Annotated in this window: 18 protein-coding genes and 2 pseudogenes; 15 read left to right on the top strand and 5 right to left on the bottom strand. The window is 72.0% G+C overall.

The genetic code is table 11. The features are described from left to right. Positions 1–68: 68 nt before the first annotated feature. Positions 69–398, top strand: a pseudogene (locus B0I31_RS43065) (Hsp20/alpha crystallin family protein); the annotation flags it as partial. Positions 399–539: 141 nt separating this feature from the next. Here B0I31_RS43065 and B0I31_RS05970 read toward each other — a convergent pair. Beyond that, on the bottom strand, positions 540–1,031 hold the full coding sequence (locus tag B0I31_RS05970) for a Gmad2 immunoglobulin-like domain-containing protein (RefSeq protein WP_106614301.1): 492 nt from the start codon (positions 1,029–1,031) through the stop codon (positions 540–542). A 200-nt stretch (positions 1,032–1,231) separates the two neighbouring features. On the opposite strand from B0I31_RS05970, the gene B0I31_RS05975 reads away from it, so the two are divergent. From B0I31_RS05975 to B0I31_RS40395, 13 genes and pseudogenes are all read left to right on the top strand, one after another. Next, entirely contained in the window at positions 1,232–1,816 is a 585-nt protein-coding gene (locus B0I31_RS05975) for a CBS domain-containing protein (protein ID WP_106614302.1), read from the top strand. A gap of 439 nt (positions 1,817–2,255) precedes the next feature. After that, positions 2,256–2,498 (top strand): hypothetical protein, encoded by a 243-nt coding sequence (locus B0I31_RS05980; RefSeq protein ID WP_106614303.1) that lies wholly within the window; start codon positions 2,256–2,258, stop codon positions 2,496–2,498. Continuing rightward, positions 2,495–3,868, top strand: coding sequence for a DUF4389 domain-containing protein (locus B0I31_RS05985; RefSeq protein ID WP_106614304.1), 1,374 nt, complete (start codon positions 2,495–2,497; stop codon positions 3,866–3,868). The genes B0I31_RS05980 and B0I31_RS05985 overlap by 4 nt, the downstream gene beginning before the upstream one ends. Beyond that, positions 3,861–4,541: a CBS domain-containing protein gene (locus tag B0I31_RS05990; protein ID WP_106614305.1), complete on the top strand. Its 681-nt coding sequence runs from the start codon at positions 3,861–3,863 to the stop codon at positions 4,539–4,541. Before B0I31_RS05985 ends, B0I31_RS05990 begins: the two co-directional genes overlap by 8 nt. Then, positions 4,538–7,078: a cation-translocating P-type ATPase gene (locus tag B0I31_RS05995; RefSeq protein WP_181320010.1), complete on the top strand. Its 2,541-nt coding sequence runs from the start codon at positions 4,538–4,540 to the stop codon at positions 7,076–7,078. Before B0I31_RS05990 ends, B0I31_RS05995 begins: the two co-directional genes overlap by 4 nt. Beyond that, positions 7,075–7,926, top strand: coding sequence for a universal stress protein (locus B0I31_RS06000; protein WP_106614306.1), 852 nt, complete (start codon positions 7,075–7,077; stop codon positions 7,924–7,926). Before B0I31_RS05995 ends, B0I31_RS06000 begins: the two co-directional genes overlap by 4 nt. A gap of 126 nt (positions 7,927–8,052) precedes the next feature. After that, positions 8,053–8,100: pseudogene (locus tag B0I31_RS42885) on the top strand (hypothetical protein); the annotation flags it as partial. 118 nt (positions 8,101–8,218) lie between these two features. After that, complete coding sequence (locus tag B0I31_RS42890; protein WP_342751456.1) at positions 8,219–8,548, top strand: hypothetical protein; 330 nt, start codon at positions 8,219–8,221, stop codon at positions 8,546–8,548. Further along, positions 8,545–8,772 carry a hypothetical protein gene (locus B0I31_RS06010; protein ID WP_146173752.1) on the top strand — a complete coding sequence of 76 codons (228 nt, stop codon included), beginning with the start codon at positions 8,545–8,547 and terminating at the stop codon, positions 8,770–8,772. Before B0I31_RS42890 ends, B0I31_RS06010 begins: the two co-directional genes overlap by 4 nt. A 97-nt stretch (positions 8,773–8,869) precedes the next feature. After that, entirely contained in the window at positions 8,870–9,073 is a 204-nt protein-coding gene (locus B0I31_RS41555) for an MBL fold metallo-hydrolase (protein ID WP_245949713.1), read from the top strand. Positions 9,074–9,114: 41 nt separating this feature from the next. Continuing rightward, a complete protein-coding gene (locus B0I31_RS06015) occupies positions 9,115–9,978 on the top strand; it encodes an MBL fold metallo-hydrolase RNA specificity domain-containing protein (RefSeq protein ID WP_245949714.1) in 864 nt (287 codons plus the stop codon). Between the two features lie 318 nt (positions 9,979–10,296). Beyond that, entirely contained in the window at positions 10,297–12,984 is a 2,688-nt protein-coding gene (gene ppdK, locus B0I31_RS06020; protein WP_106614693.1) for a pyruvate, phosphate dikinase, read from the top strand. 446 nt (positions 12,985–13,430) lie between these two features. Further along, on the top strand, positions 13,431–13,595 hold the full coding sequence (locus B0I31_RS40395) for a hypothetical protein (RefSeq protein ID WP_181320011.1): 165 nt from the start codon (positions 13,431–13,433) through the stop codon (positions 13,593–13,595). A 36-nt stretch (positions 13,596–13,631) separates the two neighbouring features. Here the strand turns inward: B0I31_RS40395 and B0I31_RS06030 are convergent, their stop codons facing one another. From B0I31_RS06030 to B0I31_RS40400, 4 genes are all read right to left on the bottom strand, one after another. Further along, a complete protein-coding gene (locus tag B0I31_RS06030; protein WP_106614308.1) occupies positions 13,632–14,222 on the bottom strand; it encodes an acyl-CoA-like ligand-binding transcription factor in 591 nt (196 codons plus the stop codon). Further along, complete coding sequence (locus B0I31_RS06035) at positions 14,219–15,613, bottom strand: FAD-dependent monooxygenase (RefSeq protein WP_106614309.1); 1,395 nt, start codon at positions 15,611–15,613, stop codon at positions 14,219–14,221. Before B0I31_RS06035 ends, B0I31_RS06030 begins: the two co-directional genes overlap by 4 nt. A 28-nt stretch (positions 15,614–15,641) precedes the next feature. Then, positions 15,642–16,934, bottom strand: a complete 1,293-nt coding sequence (nhaA, locus tag B0I31_RS06040; RefSeq protein ID WP_106614310.1) for a Na+/H+ antiporter NhaA — start codon at positions 16,932–16,934, stop codon at positions 15,642–15,644. Positions 16,935–17,086: 152 nt separating this feature from the next. Continuing rightward, a complete protein-coding gene (locus B0I31_RS40400) occupies positions 17,087–17,284 on the bottom strand; it encodes a hypothetical protein (protein WP_181320012.1) in 198 nt (65 codons plus the stop codon). Between the two features lie 439 nt (positions 17,285–17,723). Between B0I31_RS40400 and B0I31_RS06050 the strand changes: the two genes are divergently transcribed. Continuing rightward, complete coding sequence (locus B0I31_RS06050) at positions 17,724–18,227, top strand: hypothetical protein (protein WP_146173753.1); 504 nt, start codon at positions 17,724–17,726, stop codon at positions 18,225–18,227. Positions 18,228–18,436 lie beyond the last annotated feature (209 nt).

The following is an 18,436-nucleotide window of genomic DNA, read 5'->3' on the forward strand; positions in this document are numbered from 1 at the left end:
GCACCACACCTCCGGACACGGCACGAGGGCACCACCTCAGGAGGGCCTCGGGCAGCGCGTTCGCGCGGATGGGCACCGACACCGCGAGGACCAAGGTCCCTGACGAACGAGCGCCTGTGACGACGGTCGAGAGGCGTCCTGTCGGCGGACTGATCCCCGAGGTGCGCGGTCCGTTCGAGGGCGCGTGGCCCTTCGGCCCGCGTCACTCGGTCCAGGTCGAGGACTTCCTCGAGGAAGGCGCCTCCGTGCTGCGCGCGGAGCCGCCGGGCCTCGACGCGGAGTCCGACATCGAGGTCGGCACCGCGGGCGACCGGCTCACCATCACCGCGAAGCGGGAACGGGAGGTGCGCGGACAGCACCGGTCCGAGTTCTACGACGGCTCCTTCAGCCGCACGGTCGCACTGCCCGGTCACCGGGCCGCGAGTGCGCGCAAGACCCCGGTCGGGACACCGGAGGAGCAGGTCTCCACACCGGGTCGCGAGGACCGGACGGGCGCCGCGCCGCACAGGCGGGAGGCACCGGTCCGGCGCCGTCGCGCGTCACTCCTGCGGCACCCGGATGACGTCGCCCGGGTTGATGACGTCCGGGTCGGTGATGGTCTGCGGGTTCGCCGCCACGAGGCGGTGGTGGAGGTTGCCCGCGCCGTAGTAGCGGGTGGACAGCGCCCACAGCGTCTCGCCCGCCACGACCACGTGCTCCAGGTAGGTCCGGTAGCCGGGGACGATCTTCGGACCGAGCACGACGGGCACGACCACCTTGTCCAGTTCCTCGCCGTCCTTCGGTGAGATGTGGAAGACCTCGACGAACAGCCGGGAGAGCGTGAAGCTCGCGCCCGACACGTCGACGCTGAGCTGGAACTGGCTGTGCCCGCCGACACCGTCACCGGCCATGAAGAAGCCGGTCACCTCGTCGTGGCCCTCGTGGACCCGGTAGTTGAAGCCGGCCTCGAACGCCCCACCGGCCGTTCCGCCGATCAGGATGTCGTTGCCCACCAAGTCGTACGCCTTCGGCTGCTGCACGTCGATGGACATGTCCGCGCCTCCCGTGGTCGGTGTCGGCAGCGTATGCCGGAGATCTGCGGATGTCCCCCGACCACCGGCACGTCACCCGTTCGGGGACACCTGCGCGTGCGGCGCCGTCGTTGGGCCCTGGTCGCCGAGGACCATCGACCGCTGGCGAGAGGGCAACGGCTGCCTAACGTCGAAGTCACCTGCGACGAGGGAGGTGCGCCGTGCGGGCACGAGACATCATGACCAGCCCGGTCATCGCCGTGACACCGGACGTGCCGATCCGCGTGGCGGCGACGCTGATGGTCTCGCACGGCTTCGCGGCGCTGCCCGTGGTCGACGGTGGCCGGCGACTCGTCGGTATCGTCACCGAGGCCGACCTGCTGCGCGGCCGCTACACCGACGGAGAGCCCGGCGACGCGCCGGTGAGTGACGTGCTGACCACCCCGGTGCGCGGGGTGGACCCCACCGCACCGGCCGGCCTGCTCGCCAGGGTGATGGTCGACGACGGGATCCGCTGCGTCCCCATCCTGGACGGTCTGCGGCTGGTCGGTGTGGTGACCAGGCACGACCTGGTGCGGGCGTTGGCCCGCACCGACGCCTCCGTCGAGCGTGAGGTGCGGGAACGCCTGGACGCCTACGACCCGAACGGTCGGTGGTCGGTGACCGTGCGCGACGGTCATGCCGACATCGGGACGACATTCCCCGACGAGAGGTCCTGGAGGGTCGTCGTCGCCTTGGCCGAGGCGGTGCCCGGGGTCCTGAGCGCGTACGTGCACGAGACGACAGCCGCAGACACGGAGCGTTGAGCAGGCGCCGGAACAGCGGGCCGCGGCGGCTCAGGAGTCCACAGAGGGCGCGATCACGACCGGGCACCCCGAGTACCGCACGCGGTCGGTCGACACGGGCTGCCCGCTCGTGGAACGCGCGGAGCCGGCTCTCCTTCGCGGGGTGGCCATGATCACCTCCGCGGTGTCGCCGGTCCGCGCCGACTGGGTCAACGCCCGGCGCACTGCGTTGCGGCTCGCAGCCGATCCGTTCACATCGACCGGGGCGAGAGCCCGAAGTGAGTGAGATTCGGCTTGCCCGCACCCTCGACTGCGCGTCGTCCACCGACGTCCGCGGCGGCGTTCGCAGGGGTCGGAGGTCCCGACCCATCAGGGACCCCCACGGCGACCAACGACTCTGTGGACCGACCTCGTACCGGACGAGCCTGAGAGGCACCGGAGCGGACGAGGAGGGCGGGACATGGACACGCGGTCGAGCCCAGGAGGACCGGCACGCCGGGCCTTCGCCGGGCGCAACCCGCTCGACGACCGGATCGAGGGGGCCGTCGCGGTCGCCTCGGTCGCGGTGACGGGCTCGTGGATCGCGCTCGGCGGCGCGGTGGCGCTCGGGTACGTGCTGGTCCGCTCGGCGCACACCCGGCTCCGGAGCCTGTGGAAGACCGAGTGGGCCGCTGTCGGGCCCGATTGGAGGACGTTGGCATGACCACCTATCCCGTTCGCGTGCACGGCCGGTTCGACCCAGCCCTCAACCGCTGGTTGTGGCTGGTCAAGTGGCTGCTCGTGATCCCGCACTACCTGGTGCTGACCTTCCTCTGGATGGCGTTCGCGGTGGTGGGGCTGGTCGCGTTCATCGCGATCCTGGTGACCGGCCGCTACCCGCGCCCGCTGTTCGACTTCGCGCTCGGAGTGCTGCGCTGGACGTGGCGGGTCGCCTACTACTCGTTCGGCGCGCTGGCGACCGACCGGTACCCGCCGTTCAGCCTCGCTGAGGAGCCGGACTACCCGGCGACGCTCGACATCGCCTACCCCGAGCAGCTCTCGCGCGGCCTGGTGCTGGTCAAGTGGCTGCTGGCCATCCCGCACCTGGTCATCGTGGGAATCTTCCTCGGCGGTGGCGGCTACCTGGCCTTCCGGGCGGGGGAGTGGGCGTACAGCCCGGCCGGCGGCCTGGTCGGGCTGCTCGTGCTGATCGCCGGTGTGGTGCTGCTGTTCACCGGCCGCTACCCGCGCGGCGTGTTCGACTTCGTCCTGGGCATGGACCGCTGGGCACTGCGCGTCGCGGCCTACGTCGGCTTGATGACCGACGCCTACCCGCCGTTCCGATTCGACACCGGTGGCGACGAACCCGGCGCCGCCACCCTGGACGTGCCGCCGCCCGCACCGTCGGGCGGCACCGCGGGCCGTGTCGTCCCGGCGGTGATCGGCGTCCTGCTGCTCCTGACGGGCACCGGGCTCTCGGCGGCCGGGGCGCTCGGGCTGTGGGCCGACCAGACCCAGCGCGACGCGACCGGCGCGGTCACCGCACCCGCGCAGAGCCTGCGCAGCACCGGCTACGCGGTGGAGCTCGGCACCGCCGAGATGCACTGGACCGAAGCGGGCTGGACGGTCGGCGAGGACTGGCTCGGCGCGATCGGCCTGCGGGTCGACCCCGACGCGTTCGTCGGCATTGGACCTGCCTCCGACGTCGCCCGCTACCTGGCCGGGGTCGACCGCGACCGCGTGAGCGGCTTCGGCGACCAAGCGCTCTACCGGCACAGCACGGGCACCGCGCCCGCCACCTTGCCGCACGCCCAGCCGTTCTGGGTGTCGTCGGGCTACGGCTCGCTCACCTGGACCGCGCAGCCCGGCACCTGGACCGCGGTGGTGATGAACGCCGACGGCTCGCGCGCGGTCGACACGACCCTCGTGGCCACCGCGACCCTGCCCGCGCTCGCACCGGCGGCGTGGACGGCGCTCGGCGTCGGCGTGCTGCTGCTGTTCCTCGGTGGTGGTCTGGTGCTCTTCGCCGCGACCCGACCGACCCGACCCACCGCGACCGTGCGGACCACCCTCGAAGGAGAGACCCATGCGTGAACCCGAGGTTGCCTCGCTGATGACCCGCGAGGTGGTGAAGGTCGACGTCGGCACCCCGTTCAAGGACGTCGCCGCGATCCTGACCGACGGCGCGTTCAGCGCCGTGCCGGTGGTGGACACCGATGGCCGGCCGATCGGCGTGGTGTCGGAGGCCGATCTGCTGCCCAAGGAGGAGTACCGGGGCGGCACCGAACCCGGCCCGTCCATGTTCGCCCGCCGCGACATCAAGCAGCGCTGGCGGCAGGTGAGCGGCACCACCGCGGGCGACGTGATGACCACCCCGGTCGTCACCATCGGACCGGACGCGCCCGCGAGCGCCGCCGCGCACGAACTGGCGGTGGGAGGTGTGCGCCGGCTGTTCGTCGTGGACGCCGACGGCAGGCTGCTCGGTGTCCTGTCGCGTCGGGATCTGCTGAAGGTGTTCCTGCGCAGCGACGAGGACTTGCGCCGCACTGTCGTGCACGAGGTCCTGCAGCGGACGCTGTGGGTGGAACCCACCGCGGTCGAGGTCGAGGTGGTCGACGGCGTGGTCACGCTGCGCGGCACCATCGAGCGCCGCAGCGAAGCCGACATCGCGTACCGCCTCACCCTGGCCATGCCCGGTGTGGTCGACGTCCACAACCACCTGTCCTACGGCTGGGACGACACCGACACCAGCCACCGGATCGGGTGACGACGGTGCTGGACGCGGCGGAGCGCACCACGGGCGGCCTGACCTCGGTCGAGGCCGCCCGGAGGCTGCGCGAGAACGGCCCGAACGTGCTTCCCGCCGGTGGCGGGGCGCACCCGGTCGTGCTGCTGCTCAAGCAGTTCGCGCACTTCTTCGCGATCCTGCTGTGGGTGGCAGCCGCACTGGCCTACGTCGCGGGTATGCCGGCGCTGTCGGTCGCGATCGCACTGGTCGTCGTGCTGAACGGCGGGTTCGCGTTCGCCCAGGAGTACCGGGCGGACCGCGCGGCGCAACGCCTGCGAGACCTGATGCCCACCCGCGCCACCGTCCGCCGCGACGGCAAGCCCCTGGTCGTGGACGCGGCCGAGCTGGTCGTCGGCGACGAGGTCCTGCTCCAGGGCGGCGACCGCGTCTGCGCCGACGCCCGGGTGGCGCAGGTCGCCGCGCTGGCCGTGGACGAGTCCATGCTCAGCGGTGAGAGCGTGCCCGTGCACCCCGCCGCTGACGACGCCGTGCGGGCCGGCACCTACGTCACGGAGGGCGAGGCGGCCGTCGTCGTGACGGCCACCGGCTCCCGCACCCAGCTCGCAGGCATCGCCTCGCTCACCCGCCACGCGGTCAGGCCGACGAGTCCGCTCGCCCTGCGGTTGCACCGCGTGGTGACCGTGGTCGGCCTCATCGCGGTCGCCGTGGGCGTGGCGTTCTACGGGGTCGCGATGCTGTTGGGCCTCGACCCGACGCAGGGCTTCCTGTTCGCGGTCGGCGTCACCGTCGCGCTGGTCCCGGAAGGCCTGCTGCCGACCGTGACGCTGTCGCTGGCGCGGGCCGCCCAGACCATGGCGCACCGCAACGCGCTCGTGCGGCGGCTGGACGCGGTGGAGACGCTGGGCGCGACCACGTTCATCTGCACCGACAAGACCGGGACGCTGACCCGCAACGAGATGTCCGCGGTGCAGGTGTGGACGCCGAACGGTGAGGTCTCGGTCCAAGGACAGGGTTACGCCCCGACCGCCCGAGTGACCGGTGAACCCGACGCCCTCGCCGCCGTGCGGACGCTCGCGATCAGCGCCGTCCGCTGCTCGCCCACCGCGCACGTCGACCACCGGGACGACCGGTGGCTGCCGGTCGGCGACCCGATGGAGGTCGCGCTCCACGTCCTGGCCGCGCGCGTCGTCGCGGACACCGCGACCCCGGCGGCGACCCGCTTCCCGTTCGACCCGCGCCGCCGTCGCTCGTCCGTCGTGGACGGTGACGGCGTGCACGTGACCGGCGCCCCCGACGCCGTGCTGCCGCTGTGCGCGCCGGCACCGGGAGCGCACGAGGCGATCGACGCACTCGGCGCGCAAGGGCTCCGCGTGCTCGCGGTGGCCCGGCGACCCGGCACCGCCACCGGCTGGCAGGACGCCGAACGCGACCTCGTCCTGCTCGGCCTGGTCGCGCTGCAGGACCCGCCGCGCGACGACGTCACCGACTCGATCGCCCTGTGCCGCAAGGCGGGCATCAAGCTCGCCATGGTCACCGGTGACCACCCGGCCACCGCCCGCGCCATCGCCGACCAGGTCGGCTTGCTCGGACCCGACCGGCTGGTGGTCGAGGGCAAGGACCTGCCCGCCGACGACGCGACGTTGGGTGAGCTGCTGGACCACGACGGTGTCGTCGTCGCCCGCGTCACGCCCGAGGACAAGCTCCGCATCGCCCACGCACTGCAACACCGCGGCCACGTCGTCGCCATGACCGGAGACGGCGTCAACGACGGACCGGCCCTGCGCGCGGCCGACATCGGCGTGGCCATGGGTGCTTCCGGCACCGACGTGGCCCGCGAAGCGGCTGACCTCGTCCTGCTCGACGACCACTTCGGCACCATCGTCGGCGCCGTCGAGCTGGGCCGGGCGACGTTCGCCAACATCCGCCGGTTCCTGACCTACCACCTGACCGACAACGTCGCCGAACTGACGCCGTTCGTGTTCTGGGCGCTCTCGGGTGGCTCGTACCCGCTCGCGTTGAGCGTCCTCCAAGTCCTCGCGCTCGACATCGGCACGGACCTGCTGCCCGCGCTCGCGCTGGGCGCGGAGAACCCGAACCCGCGCACCATGATCGGCCCCGCACGGGCCGGATCGCTGATCGACCGCTCGGTGCTGGTCCGCGCCTTCGGCGTGCTGGGACCGGCCGAGGCGTTGGCGGCGATGGCGGCGTTCACGCTCGTGCTGCTCGCGGGCGGCTGGGACCTGGGCGACCCGGTGCTGCTGGCCACCGCGTCGGGCACCGCGTTCACCGCGATCGTGCTGGGACAATTGGCGAACGCGTTCGCGTGCCGCAGCGCCACCACACCGGTGAAGACCCTGCTGGGCAACCGCCTGCTGATCGGCGCGGTGATCTTCGAGCTGGCTGTGCTGGCTGTGTTCCTGTTCGTGCCGCCGTTGCCCGACCTGCTGGGCGGCAGCGCGCCGACCCCGCTGGGCTGGGTGCTCGCGGCGATGACCATCCCGGCCGTCCTGCTGGTGGATGCCGGGCACAAGTGGATGAGGAGGCGTCTCGCATGAGCAAGCCCGTGGTGGTCGGCGTCGATGGTTCGGGACCCGCGTTCGACGCGGTGCGGTGGGCGACCCAGGAGGCGCGGACCCGCGACCTGCCGCTGCGGCTGGTGCACGCCGAGCTGCGCCTCCCCGGCGACGTGCCCGACGCCGACGGACGCACCAGTAAGGCGCTGCACGAGCAGGCGTGGCAGTGGTTGCACGAGGCTGCGGACGTCGCCCGTGACGTCGACCCCGAGGTGCGGCTCGAAGTGCACGTGGAAGTCGCCGACCCGGCGCCGTTGCTGGTGGCCGAGTCGGTCGACGCGGAACTGGTCGTGCTGGCCTCGCGAGGGCTGGGCGGGTTCACCTCGATGCTGCTCGGGTCCACGGCCATCGCCGTGACCAGCCGCGGCGGCTGCCCGGTGGTCGTCGTCCGCGGAGACCGGCGGTCCGGTCCGGTCGTGTGCGGGGTGGAAGGCGACAGCCCGGCCGTGCTCGCTCAGGCGTTCGACCAGGCGTCGGCACGCCGTGCGGCTCTCGTCCTGGTGCACGCCTGGCACGCCCCGCCCGAGCCACTGGCCGACATGGTGGGGATCGACCTGGCCGAGTACGACGCCGAGCAGGGCGGGGACCTCGCCGCGCTGGTGACGCCATGGCGGGAGAAGTACCCCGACGTCCCGCTGGAGCTGGTCGTCGCCCGCGGCAACCCGGCACGAGCGCTGATCGACCGTGCCCGGGACGCCGCGTTGCTGGTCGTGGGCTGCCGGGGTCGCGGCGCGCTCACCGGCCTGCTGCTGGGCTCCACCAGCCACGCCCTGCTGCACCACGCGCCGTGCCCGGTGCTGGTGGTACGCGCGACCGTGCAGGACGTGTGATGCCGTTCTCGGTGCGCACCGAGGCAAGCGGCCTGCTCGACGACCTCCTCTTCCACCTCGAACCGCGAGACCACGACGTGCTCTCCGGGATCGTGCGACCGACCAGGAGTCGATGACGACTCGGTCCTGCTCGACCGCAGCTGGTACAACCGCGCCGGCGTCGAACGGGTCATGGGGTTCTGCACGCCCGAGGAACACCGCAGGTTCCTGCAGCAGTGCCGGTGTTCGAGCGGATGCTCGTCGACGACCGGATCCTGCTGCGTGGGAGGACTGCTCCCGCGTCAAGGACGAGATGTTCGTCCACACCGACACCGCCGAGTGCCCCTGGTACGTGGTGGAGAGCGACGACAAGCGGCGCGCCCGCGTCAACATGATCGCCCATCTGCTGTCCACCCTGCCGTACTACGAGGTGGAGCCGCCCGCCTTCCAGCTGCCGGCGCGTCCCGCGTCCACTGGCTACCACGCACCGACCTGTGCAGACCTACGTCCCCAACCACGCGGCATCGCTGCGCTGAGCACCAAGTCCTGCACCGGCGCGGCCGATCGTCCCGTCCGATCGACCTCCTTCGAACCTGCCAGTGCTCCCGCCGAACGCGGAACCTGGACAGCAGAGAGGAGATGAGTGATGTGGATTACACATCGAGGCACAAGGCGATGTTGAAGGCGATCGCGGAAGGCAGGGGACAACTGGTGGGAGGTCGCCGGCCGAACCTGGCGGTCGACGGGCTGTGGTGCGACTTCACCGCCACCAACGACCTCGTGCTCGGTGGCCTCGTCCGGTCGGCGGGCTCGACGGCGGTGCTCACCACCACGGGCGCGGCCGTCCTCGACCTGCTGGCGAGGTAGGACCAAATACCCCGCGTGACCGGGCCGACCGCCGCTGTGGGCCGTTCGCGAAGACGCGGGACCGTGGTGTCCTGCGACAGACGAGCCAGGAGTCGTGATGGGCAAGCGCTCCGCCGAGCCGACCTCGCTGACGTTCCTCGGCGCGACCGGCACCGTGACCGGCAGCAAGTTCCTGTTCGACACCGGGTCGTCCCGCGTGCTGGTCGACTGCGGCCTGTTCCAGGGCCTCGCGCCGCTGCGCCGGCGCAACTGGCAGCCGCCCCGACTCGACCTCGACCGCCTCGACGCGGTCGCGTCCTGACGCACGCCCACCTCGACCACTGCGGCTACCTGCCGGTCCTCGTGCGCAACGGCTGGCGCGGACCCGTCTACACCACGGAGGGCACCGCCGACCTCGCCGCGATCGTGCTCGCCGACAGCGCCCACCTCATGGCCGAGGACGCCCGGCAGGCCAACGAGGGCGGCTGGACCAGGCACAACCCGGCGTTGCCGCTCTACGACACCGACGACGCCGCTGCGGCCGTCCGGCTGTTCCAGACGATGGACTTCGACGTGCCCTGGCGCATCGCCCGCGGCGTCGACCTGGAGTTCGGCCGCGGCGGGCACATCCTCGGCTCGGCGTGGGCGCACCTCGGCTTAGGGGACCGCACCGCTGTCGTCAGCGGCGACCTCGGCAGGCAGCACCACCGCGTGCTGCGACCGCCCCAGCCACGTCCCGAGTGCGGCGCGATCCCCGACCTGCCCGTGTTCGTGGACAGCCCGATGGCGCTCGCCTCGCTGCGCGTCTACCGCCAAGCCGTCGCCGAGGCCTGGCCGGAGGTCCGACCCGAGCTGCTGCACACCCACGAAGACCCGTTCGACCCCGGCCGGCTGGCCGAGCTGCACACCGCCACGCAATCCATGACCGTCAACAACCCCGAGCAGGCCTCGATCATCATCTCCGCGTCCGGCATGGCCACCGGCGGACGCGTGCTGCACCACCTCGAGCAGATGCTGCCGGACCCCCGCCACACCGTCCTCGTCGTGGGCTACGCCGCCGCCGACGCCGACGAACTGCTCGCCTGGGCCACCGGCGGACCCGAACCCGGCAGCACCTACCTCGTGCACGGCGAACCCGAGGCGTCGGCAGCCCTGACTGACCGACTGTCCACCGAGCACGGCTGGAACGCGGTCGTGCCCCGTGACGGCGAGCGGGTCCTGATCTGATCACGCCGTGGCACGGCGCGGAGCGGCAAGCCGCTCCCAGGACCGGGAACCGGAACGCACGGACCTGCCCTGCCGGCACGTCAGCGCTTGGACGGCGAGGCGACCAGGGACGTTGGGCGCGTTGATCGTGGACCTTCGGCAGCGGCGTGGCAGTTGCGGCCGGTGCATCGTGGGAGGACGGGATGGAACCGGACGGAGCGCCGTCCTACCTGTTCCGACTCGGCACGGCGGCAACCCGGTGCGGCGCAGTGCCGAGGGACCACAACGGCGGACGAGGCACGTGACTGTCCACGAGCGACTGAACGAGGAGTGACGACGATGCCCAAGTACGTGTACGACTTCGCCGAGGGCAATCGGTTCATGGCGGACCTGCTCGGCGGCAAGGGCGCCAACCTCGCCGAGATGACCGTGATGGGGTTGCCCGTGCCGCCCGGGTTCACGATCACCACCGAAGCGTGCCGCGCCTACCTGACCACCGGCGCCGTGCCGGACGGACTCGCAGTGGAGGTGGGCGGGCACCTGCACGCGTTGGAGCGGGCGATGGGCCGCAAGCTCGGGCAGGTCGACGAGCCGTTGCTGGTCGCGGTCCGCTCCGGCGCGCGGTTCTCGATGCCCGGGATGATGGACACGGTCCTGGACATCGGGTTGACCGACGACTCGGTGGCCGGGCTCGCCGCGTGGTCGGGGGACGAGCGGCTCGCGTGGGACTCCTACCGCCGGCTGGTGCAGATGTTCGGCACGACGGTGCTCGGTGTCGACGCAGAGCACTTCGCTGCCGCCCTGCGGGAGGCCAAGCGGGCCAAGGGCGTCGCCGGCGATCTCGGCCTGGACGCAGCCGACCTGCGTGCGCTGACCGCGACGTTCAAGGACATCGTCCGCGAGCGGGCGGGCCGGGAGTTCCCGCAGGACCCGCGTGAGCAGTTGGACATGGCGATCGCATCGGTGTTCGCGTCGTGGCGCACCGATCGTGCCCGGACCTACCGGCACGCCGAGCACATCCCGGAAGACCTGGGCACGGCGGTCAACGTGTGTGCCATGGTGTTCGGCAACCTGGGCGAGGACTCGGGCACAGGCGTCGCGTTCACGCGCGACCCGGCCACGGGCGCACCCGGCGTCTACGGCGACTACCTCCCCAACGCCCAGGGCGAGGACGTCGTCGCCGGCATCCGCAACACGTTGCCGCTGCACCGCCTCGTCGACCTGCAACCCCGGGCCCACGAGCAGCTGATGGAGATCATGGCGGCTCTGGAGGGGCACTACCGCGACCTGTGCGACATCGAGTTCACCATCGAACGCGGCAAGCTGTGGATGCTGCAGACCCGCGTCGGCAAGCGCACTGCCGCCGCCGCGTTCCGCATCGCCGACGCGCTGCGCGAGGAAGGCGTGATCGACGCCGACGAGGCGCTGCGGCGGGTGACCGGCGCGCAACTGGCCCAACTGATGTTCCCGCGCTTCGGCGACACCGACCGGGCACCGCTGGCCACCGGTGTCGCCGCCTCGCCCGGCGCGGCGGTCGGCGAGGTGGTGTTCGACTCCGCGACGGCGGTCCGCCGGGCAGAGGAGGGCGGCGCGGTGGTCCTGGTGCGCCGCGAGACCAACCCCGACGACCTCGACGGGATGATCCACGCCCAAGCGGTGCTCACCAGCCGAGGCGGCAAGACCTCGCACGCCGCCGTCGTCGCCCGCGGTCTCGGCCGGACCTGCGTGTGCGGGGCGGAATCGCTCACCATCGACGCCGAGGCCCGCCGCTTCACCACCGCCGACGGCACGGTGGTCACCGAAGGCGACGTGATCTCGGTCGACGGCACGGCCGGCACGGTCTACCTCGGCGAACTGCCCGTGGCTCCATCGCCGGTCGCCGACTACTTCGAGGGCCGCCGCCCTGCCGAGGGCGACGACCTGCTGCGGGCGGTGAACCGGATCATCACCCACGCCGACCGCCGGCACAGGCTGGAGGTGCGGGCCAACGCCGACACACCCGAAGACGCGCGCCGCGCCCGCCGCCTCGGCGCCACCGGCATCGGGCTGTGCCGCACCGAGCACATGTTCCTCGGTGACCGCCGCGTGCTCGTCGAACGGCTGATCCTGGCCGGCGACGAGAACGCCCGTGCCGAGGCGCTCGCCGCGTTGCTGCCGTTGCAGCGCGAGGACTTCACCCGCATCTTCGAGGAGATGGACGGCCTGCCGGTCACCATCAGGTTGCTCGACCCGCCGCTGCACGAGTTCCTGCCCGACCGCGTCGAGCTCACCGCACGGGTCGCGGTCGCGAAGGCGCTCGGCCGGACCGACGCACCGGAGGACTTGCTGCGCGCGGTCGACCGGCTGCACGAGCAGAACCCGATGCTCGGCACGCGCGGCGTGCGGCTCGGGCTGCTCATACCGGAGCTGTACGACCTCCAGGTTCGCGCGATCACCGAAGCCGCGACGGCGCGGATCCTGGCGGGCGGGCATCCGCACGTGGAGATCATGATCCCGCTGGTCGGCGACGCACGCGAGCTGGAGGTGGTCGCGGCGCGAGCCCGGCGAACCGTCACCGACATCGTCAGGGAGTCCGGCATCGACATTCGGTACCACATCGGCTCGATGATCGAGTTGCCGCGCGCCGCGCTCACCGCAGGACCCATCGCTCAGTCCGCCGCGTTCTTCTCCTTCGGTACCAATGACCTGACGCAGACGGCGTGGGGCTTCTCCCGTGACGACGTCGAAGGCTCGTTCTTCCCGACCTACCTCGCCGAGGGCGTGTTCGACGTGTCCCCGTTCGAGACGATCGACCGCGCAGGCGTCGGCCGGCTGATCCAGATCGCGGTGCGGGAAGGGCGCGCCGCTCGCCCGGACCTCGTGGTGGGTGTGTGCGGCGAGCACGGCGGCGACCCCGCGTCGATCCGGTTCTTCCACGACGTTGGCCTCGACTACGTGTCCTGCTCACCGATCCGGGTGCCCGTCGCCCGCCTCGAAGCGGGCCGTGCCGCGGTCGGCGAGGCCGACGCGACCACCGACAACCGTTAGACGGCCGACACGGCAGGTGGATGCGAGGTCGGAGGCTCGGGACGAAAGGCCCTGCTCGGCCGTGACGTCGGGCCGCGGTCCTCGCCCGGCGACCAGCGAAGGCTGACAGGACCAACGAGTAGAAGAATCGTCGTGAGGGCTGCTGTTGTCACGGAGCTGGGTGCGCCGCTGGAGGTCAGGGAGGTGCCGGTCCCCGTGCCGGCCGCGGGTCGAGTTCTGGTGCGGTTGGAGGCGTCGGGCATCTGCCACACCGATATCCACGCCGCCCAACGGTGGCTGGCTGGTCAAGCCGACCCCGCCGTTCGTGCCCGGTCACGAGGGGGTGGGCATCGTCGAGGCAGTCGGTGACGGGTCGCCGCCACGCTGGTCGGGACGCGGGTGGCGATCCCGTGGCTGGGGTACGCCTGCGGCGAGTGCTCCTACTGCGTGTAGGGCTGGGATACGCTGTGCGAGCAACAGCGCGACGTGCGGGCGGGACAGCTCGCGCCATCTACGTCGACGAGCGCGGACGGCCGGCGAACCTGCCCGCGTTCGCCCGCGATCCGGCGGCCCGTGAACGCCTGTGGACGGTCACCCAGGCCGCCGCCGGCAACCCGTCGTGGGCCTGGTGAGTCAACAGGTGTCACGTCCCTGTTCGTCTGCGTCGCCTACCGACCCGCGGTCAGAACCGCGAACGCCTGGTCGACCAGCGAGCGCAGGTCGTCGGCACCCCCGCCCTCGACCCAGGCGGTGAGGGCGGTGGTGAGGGCTGCGGTGGCAGCTGCGGCGATCACGCGCAGCCGCAGGTCGACCGGTCGGTGTTCGCGGTCGGCGAGCGCGGCGGCGAGCAGGTCGCCGGTGGCGGCGATGTTGTGCCACTGGCGCGCTCGCAGGGCGGGGGTGGTGACGATGAGCCGTGTGCGGGCGTAGACGGCGTCGCGGTCGGTGTCGAGGACCGCGTCCAAGCCGGTGCACAGGGCCGCGTGCAGTGCTTCCAGCGGGCTTTCCCCGGCGGGGCGGGTGCGGACCAGTTCGGCGATGAGAGGGTCGTAGTCGTCGTCCTCGACCACGGCTTCCTTGGTGGGGAAGTAGCGGAAGAACGTCATGTGGGACACACCCGCCGCTGCCGCGATCTCCTCGACCTTGGTCCGCTCGTAGCCCTGGTCGAGGAACAGCCGCAGCGCGTGTTCCTGGATCGCGCGGCGGGTGCGCGCCTTGCGCTGCTCGCGCAACCCTCCCCGCCTTGCCTCGGTCGTCACCGGTCAAGCATGACCGCCAGCGCCCGGCGCAGCGCGGCCGGCTCCGGTTTGCCGCGCCAGGCCAGGTGACCGTCCGGGCGCACGAGCAGCGCGTCGCCGTCGCGGTGCACGTGCCGGGCGTCGCCGAGCAGGTCGCGGGCGACCGCGGCGCAGTCCTCGTCCCGCGGTGAGACGAGGGTCCAGCCGAACCGGTCGGCCGCCGCGAACTCCGGTACCCGGTCGCCGACCCTGGGCCGTCGGCCGAACGGCGAACGGGCGTAGCTGGCCTTCAACTGCGATGCCTGTTCCCAGATGAGCTTCTCCACCGGTCGAAGGCCCAGCAGGGGGAACAGCACCCGGTCGCGCACCAGGCGGGCAGCCTGCGACTCGCCCAGCACGAGCCCGGTGAGACCGCTGGTGGCCCCGAGCACCTCCTCGGCGACGGGGCGGCGTTCGGCCTCGTAGCCGTCCAGCAGCCGCTTCCCGGCGCGGCCGGATGCCACCAGGGCCAGCCGCCAGGCCAGGTTCTCCGCGTCACCCAGTCCGGTGTTCATGCCCTGTCCGCCGAACGGGCTGTGGATGTGCGCGGCGTCGCCGGCCAGCAGGATCCGGCCGCGCCGGTAGGTCGAGGCCAGCCGCCGGTGGATGCGGAACACCGACACCCACAGCCAGCTCTCGCCCGCCGGGACCCGTGCGCCCGCGTGCCGGTGCGCGGCGCGGGTGAGGAACTCCGGGACGTCCTGCACCGAGGTGCCGGGGGCCGGTGCCATGAACCGCCACACTCCTCCTGGCAGCGGGAAGGCCGCGAACATCTCCCCACCGCGCACCCACACCCCGACCGAGTCGCGGGGCACCGGCATGTCGGTGCGCACGTCACCCAGCACGAAGCCCTCGACGAGCGCGACGCCGGGAAAGTCGATGCCGGCGGCCTTGCGGACCGCGCTGTGCGCGCCGTCGCAGCCGATCACCCAGTCGGTCGCCACCGGCCCGGCCGAGGTGGTCAGCGTCACCCGGCGTCCGTCCTGGTCGAGGCCGGTGACCGCGGTGTCCCACTCCACCCGGACACCCAGGTCCGCCAGGCGTGCGCGCAGTCCGGCTTCGACCTCGGCTTGCGACACGAGCAGACCGGGGCGGCGGACCAGCGCGGTGGGATGGCCGACCAGCAGTTCACCGGAGCGACGACCGCCGACGTGCACGATCACCCGGCGGATGCCGACCGCCCGCGCCGGCAGGTCGCCCAGCGCGCCCAGCCGCTCCAGCACCTCGCTGCCGCGCGGCTGCAACCCCAGCGCACGCGAGGTGGTCGCGGGTGCGGGTGCCGCGTCGACCACCCGGACCGGCACGCCGTGCAGGCGCAGCGCGCACGCCGCCGCCAGACCACTGGGACCCGCGCCGACCACCACTACGCTCATGCCCCGTAGTGTTACCCACTAACATTTGTTAGTCAATAACGTCACGCTGGTGGACGTCCGGGATGCCGTCGTGGTCGTCGTCGCGGGTCTCCTCTTCGTGGATGCGCCGGTAGACGCGGTTGCGCGCCCGCAGGATGACCGTGGCGACGAGGGCGGACAGCAGCGAGCCGAGCAGGATGCCGATCTTGGCGTCGTCGTAGGGGCGGCTGCCCTCGCCGAAGGCCAGCTCGCCCACCAGCAGCGACACGGTGAACCCGATGCCGCCCAGCACGGCCAGGCCCGCCACGTCCACCCAGGCCAGGTCGTCGTCCAGTTCGGCGCGGGTGAACCGGGACACCAGCCAGGTGGCGGCGGTGATGCCCACCAGCTTGCCCAGCAGCAGACCCGCCACGATGCCGAGGGTCACCGTGTCGGCCAGCGACGAGGTCAGGCCGTCCATCCCACCGATGGCGACCCCCGAGGCGAAGAACGCGAACACCGGCACCGCGACCCCGGTCGACAACGGCCTGAACCGGTGCTCGAAGTGCTCGGCCAACCCCGGGCCCTCGCCGGGCGCGCGGCGGATGACCGGCACGGCGAATCCCAGCAGCACCCCGGCCACGGTCGCGTGCACCCCGGAAGCGTGCATGAACCCCCAGGCGGCCACGGCCAGCGGCAGCAGCAGCCACCACGAGCGCACCCGTCGCTGCACCAGCACGGTGAACAGCGCCAGCGGCACGACCGTGAGCAGGAGCGGCGTCACGGCCAGGTCGTCGGTGTAGAAGATGGCGATGATCACGATCGCGATGAGGTCGTCCACCACGGCCAGGGTGAGCAGGAACGTCCGCAGCGCCGCGGGCAGGGACCGGCCGATCACCGCCAGCACCGCGAGGGCGAAGGCGATGTCGGTGGCGGTCGGGATCGCCCACCCGGACGTTGCGCCAGGGGTTCCCAGGTTGACCAGCACGTAGATCAAGGCGGGTACCACCACTCCGCCGACCGCGGCGGCCACCGGCACCGCCGCCCGGCGCGGGTCGCGCAGGTCCCCGGCCACGAACTCCCGCTTGAGCTCCAGTCCGGCGACGAAGAAGAAGATCGCCAGCAGTCCGTCGGAGGCCCAGTGCCCGACGCTGAGTTCCAGGTGCAGCGACGCGATGCCGAACTCGAAGTCGCGCAGCGCCTCGTAGGTCGGCGCCCACGGCGAGTTCGCCCACACCAGGCCCAACAGCGCGGCCGCCAGCATGATCACGCCGCCGACTGTCTCCAGGCGGAGGATGTCGGCGATCCGCTTGGCCTCCGGCCAGGAACCCCGGTTGAACAGAGTGGTGGCACGGCGTTGCACGAGCGGCTCCCAGGGGGTCGGCGGAACACGTCGCCGACCAGGCTTCCCGGCACACCATGCCCGCACGCGGGCAACACCCCGACCGTACCCGGTGGTGGGTGTCGGAGCACGAACCCGCTGATCACATCGTCATGAACGTCCGGTGCCCTCGGTCACCGGGAGTGGTCATCCCCAGGGGCGCGGTCGCTCGATCGGTGGGGCAGCAGGAACAACAGCGCGGCGGCGGTGACGGCGGCACCCAGCGAGTCCCACCAGTCGGCGGTCCACCCGCCGTCGAACCAGACCACCACCCAGCCCAGCACCGCGGGCAGCAGGTTGTCCGGTGGCTCGAAGCTCAGCGCCTTGGCCACCGGAACGTCGGTGGAGGACGCCGTCGGACGGGATGTCGACCAGACCGAACCCGCCCTGCCCGATCAGGGCTCCGGCCACCAGGAACAACAGGTCCGTGGACAGCACGGTCCGCGTGGCCAGACCGGAGAGCGACACGCTGATCAGCAGTACGAGCCCGAAGGCGAGCACGAGCGCCATGGAACGTCTCGTCGTCGACGAACAACCCCACCGCGACGCGATGGGGCGTGCCGACCAGACTTCCCGGCGCTCCGCGCGACAAGATGCCGCAAACCGGGGAGAAGCGCAAACCGGACGGTCGGCCGGCACGGCTTGGCCCGCTACTGGCGTGTACGCATGCGGCGGCGGACGCGCAAGAGATGATCGTTCACCTGTTGCGTGGCGACGGCGTGGCTGTGGTCTGCGGTGCTACCGGCGTCACGTTGGCCGGTGACGGGGGCGGTGGCCACCGTGGTGTACGCGTGCGCACAGGGACTGGACGTCATGCCTCTGATTCAGACCGCCGAAACTCTTCCTGGGGCCCGGGCGATGCAGGTCGCCGCTATCGTGCTCGGATGGCCCTGTCCGCGGGTGGAGGTGTCGTCCGAGGAGGACGAGATCCACCTGTTCGACACGCCGGTGATCGACATCGGTTTCGACGAGCACCAAGCGAGGGTGGCGACCACCGCGTTCACGCTGGCCTCCCAGGCGCCCGGTCGAGCCCGGCGGGTCGTGTTCCACGACCTGCCAGACGCTCCGCCCGTCGTCGATGTCGAGCACGCCCAGGGGGATCACCTGCGGCGGACCGTTCGGACGGAGCCTGGCCATGCTGACGCTGCTGCACACGTCGCGTCGCGACGACCGCCCGGCCGTTTCACGCACCGGCACCGCCCGATCATCTCCGCAGCCGGGAATGCAATCGACGACGAACACGTGTCGGCGCCATCCGTCGACTCCTCGCGCTGAGGAAGCTCGTCCGGGACGACGGGGACGCCGAAGCCGACTCCGCACTGACCGACCTCGTCAACACGTACCGTGTGCGACTCAACGGACAGGCCGAGTCCATCACCACCGACCTCAGGCTCGGTCTGCCCGGCTTCCAGGACAACCTCCGCGACTCCGGAACTCGGCATAGCAGCGGTCCGCGTTGTCGGTTGACGAAGTTGGTGTCGTTA

The organism is Saccharothrix carnea (assembly GCF_003014735.1).
GTDB lineage: Bacteria > Actinomycetota > Actinomycetes > Mycobacteriales > Pseudonocardiaceae > Actinosynnema > Actinosynnema carneum.

Bases quoted from the DNA above. Each gene is read 5' to 3' on its own strand.
- B0I31_RS05970 (WP_106614301.1), bottom strand. From the start codon at position 1,031: ATGTCCATCGACGTGCAGCAGCCGAAGGCGTACGACTTGGTGGGCAAC.
- B0I31_RS05980 (WP_106614303.1), top strand. From the start codon at position 2,256: ATGGACACGCGGTCGAGCCCAGGAGGACCGGCACGCCGGGCCTTCGCC.
- B0I31_RS05985 (WP_106614304.1), top strand. From the start codon at position 2,495: ATGACCACCTATCCCGTTCGCGTGCACGGCCGGTTCGACCCAGCCCTC.
- B0I31_RS05990 (WP_106614305.1), top strand. From the start codon at position 3,861: ATGCGTGAACCCGAGGTTGCCTCGCTGATGACCCGCGAGGTGGTGAAG.
- B0I31_RS06000 (WP_106614306.1), top strand. From the start codon at position 7,075: ATGAGCAAGCCCGTGGTGGTCGGCGTCGATGGTTCGGGACCCGCGTTC.
- B0I31_RS42890 (WP_342751456.1), top strand. From the start codon at position 8,219: ATGTTCGTCCACACCGACACCGCCGAGTGCCCCTGGTACGTGGTGGAG.
- B0I31_RS06010 (WP_146173752.1), top strand. From the start codon at position 8,545: ATGAGTGATGTGGATTACACATCGAGGCACAAGGCGATGTTGAAGGCG.
- B0I31_RS41555 (WP_245949713.1), top strand. From the start codon at position 8,870: ATGGGCAAGCGCTCCGCCGAGCCGACCTCGCTGACGTTCCTCGGCGCG.
- ppdK (WP_106614693.1), top strand. From the start codon at position 10,297: ATGCCCAAGTACGTGTACGACTTCGCCGAGGGCAATCGGTTCATGGCG.
- B0I31_RS06035 (WP_106614309.1), bottom strand. From the start codon at position 15,613: ATGAGCGTAGTGGTGGTCGGCGCGGGTCCCAGTGGTCTGGCGGCGGCG.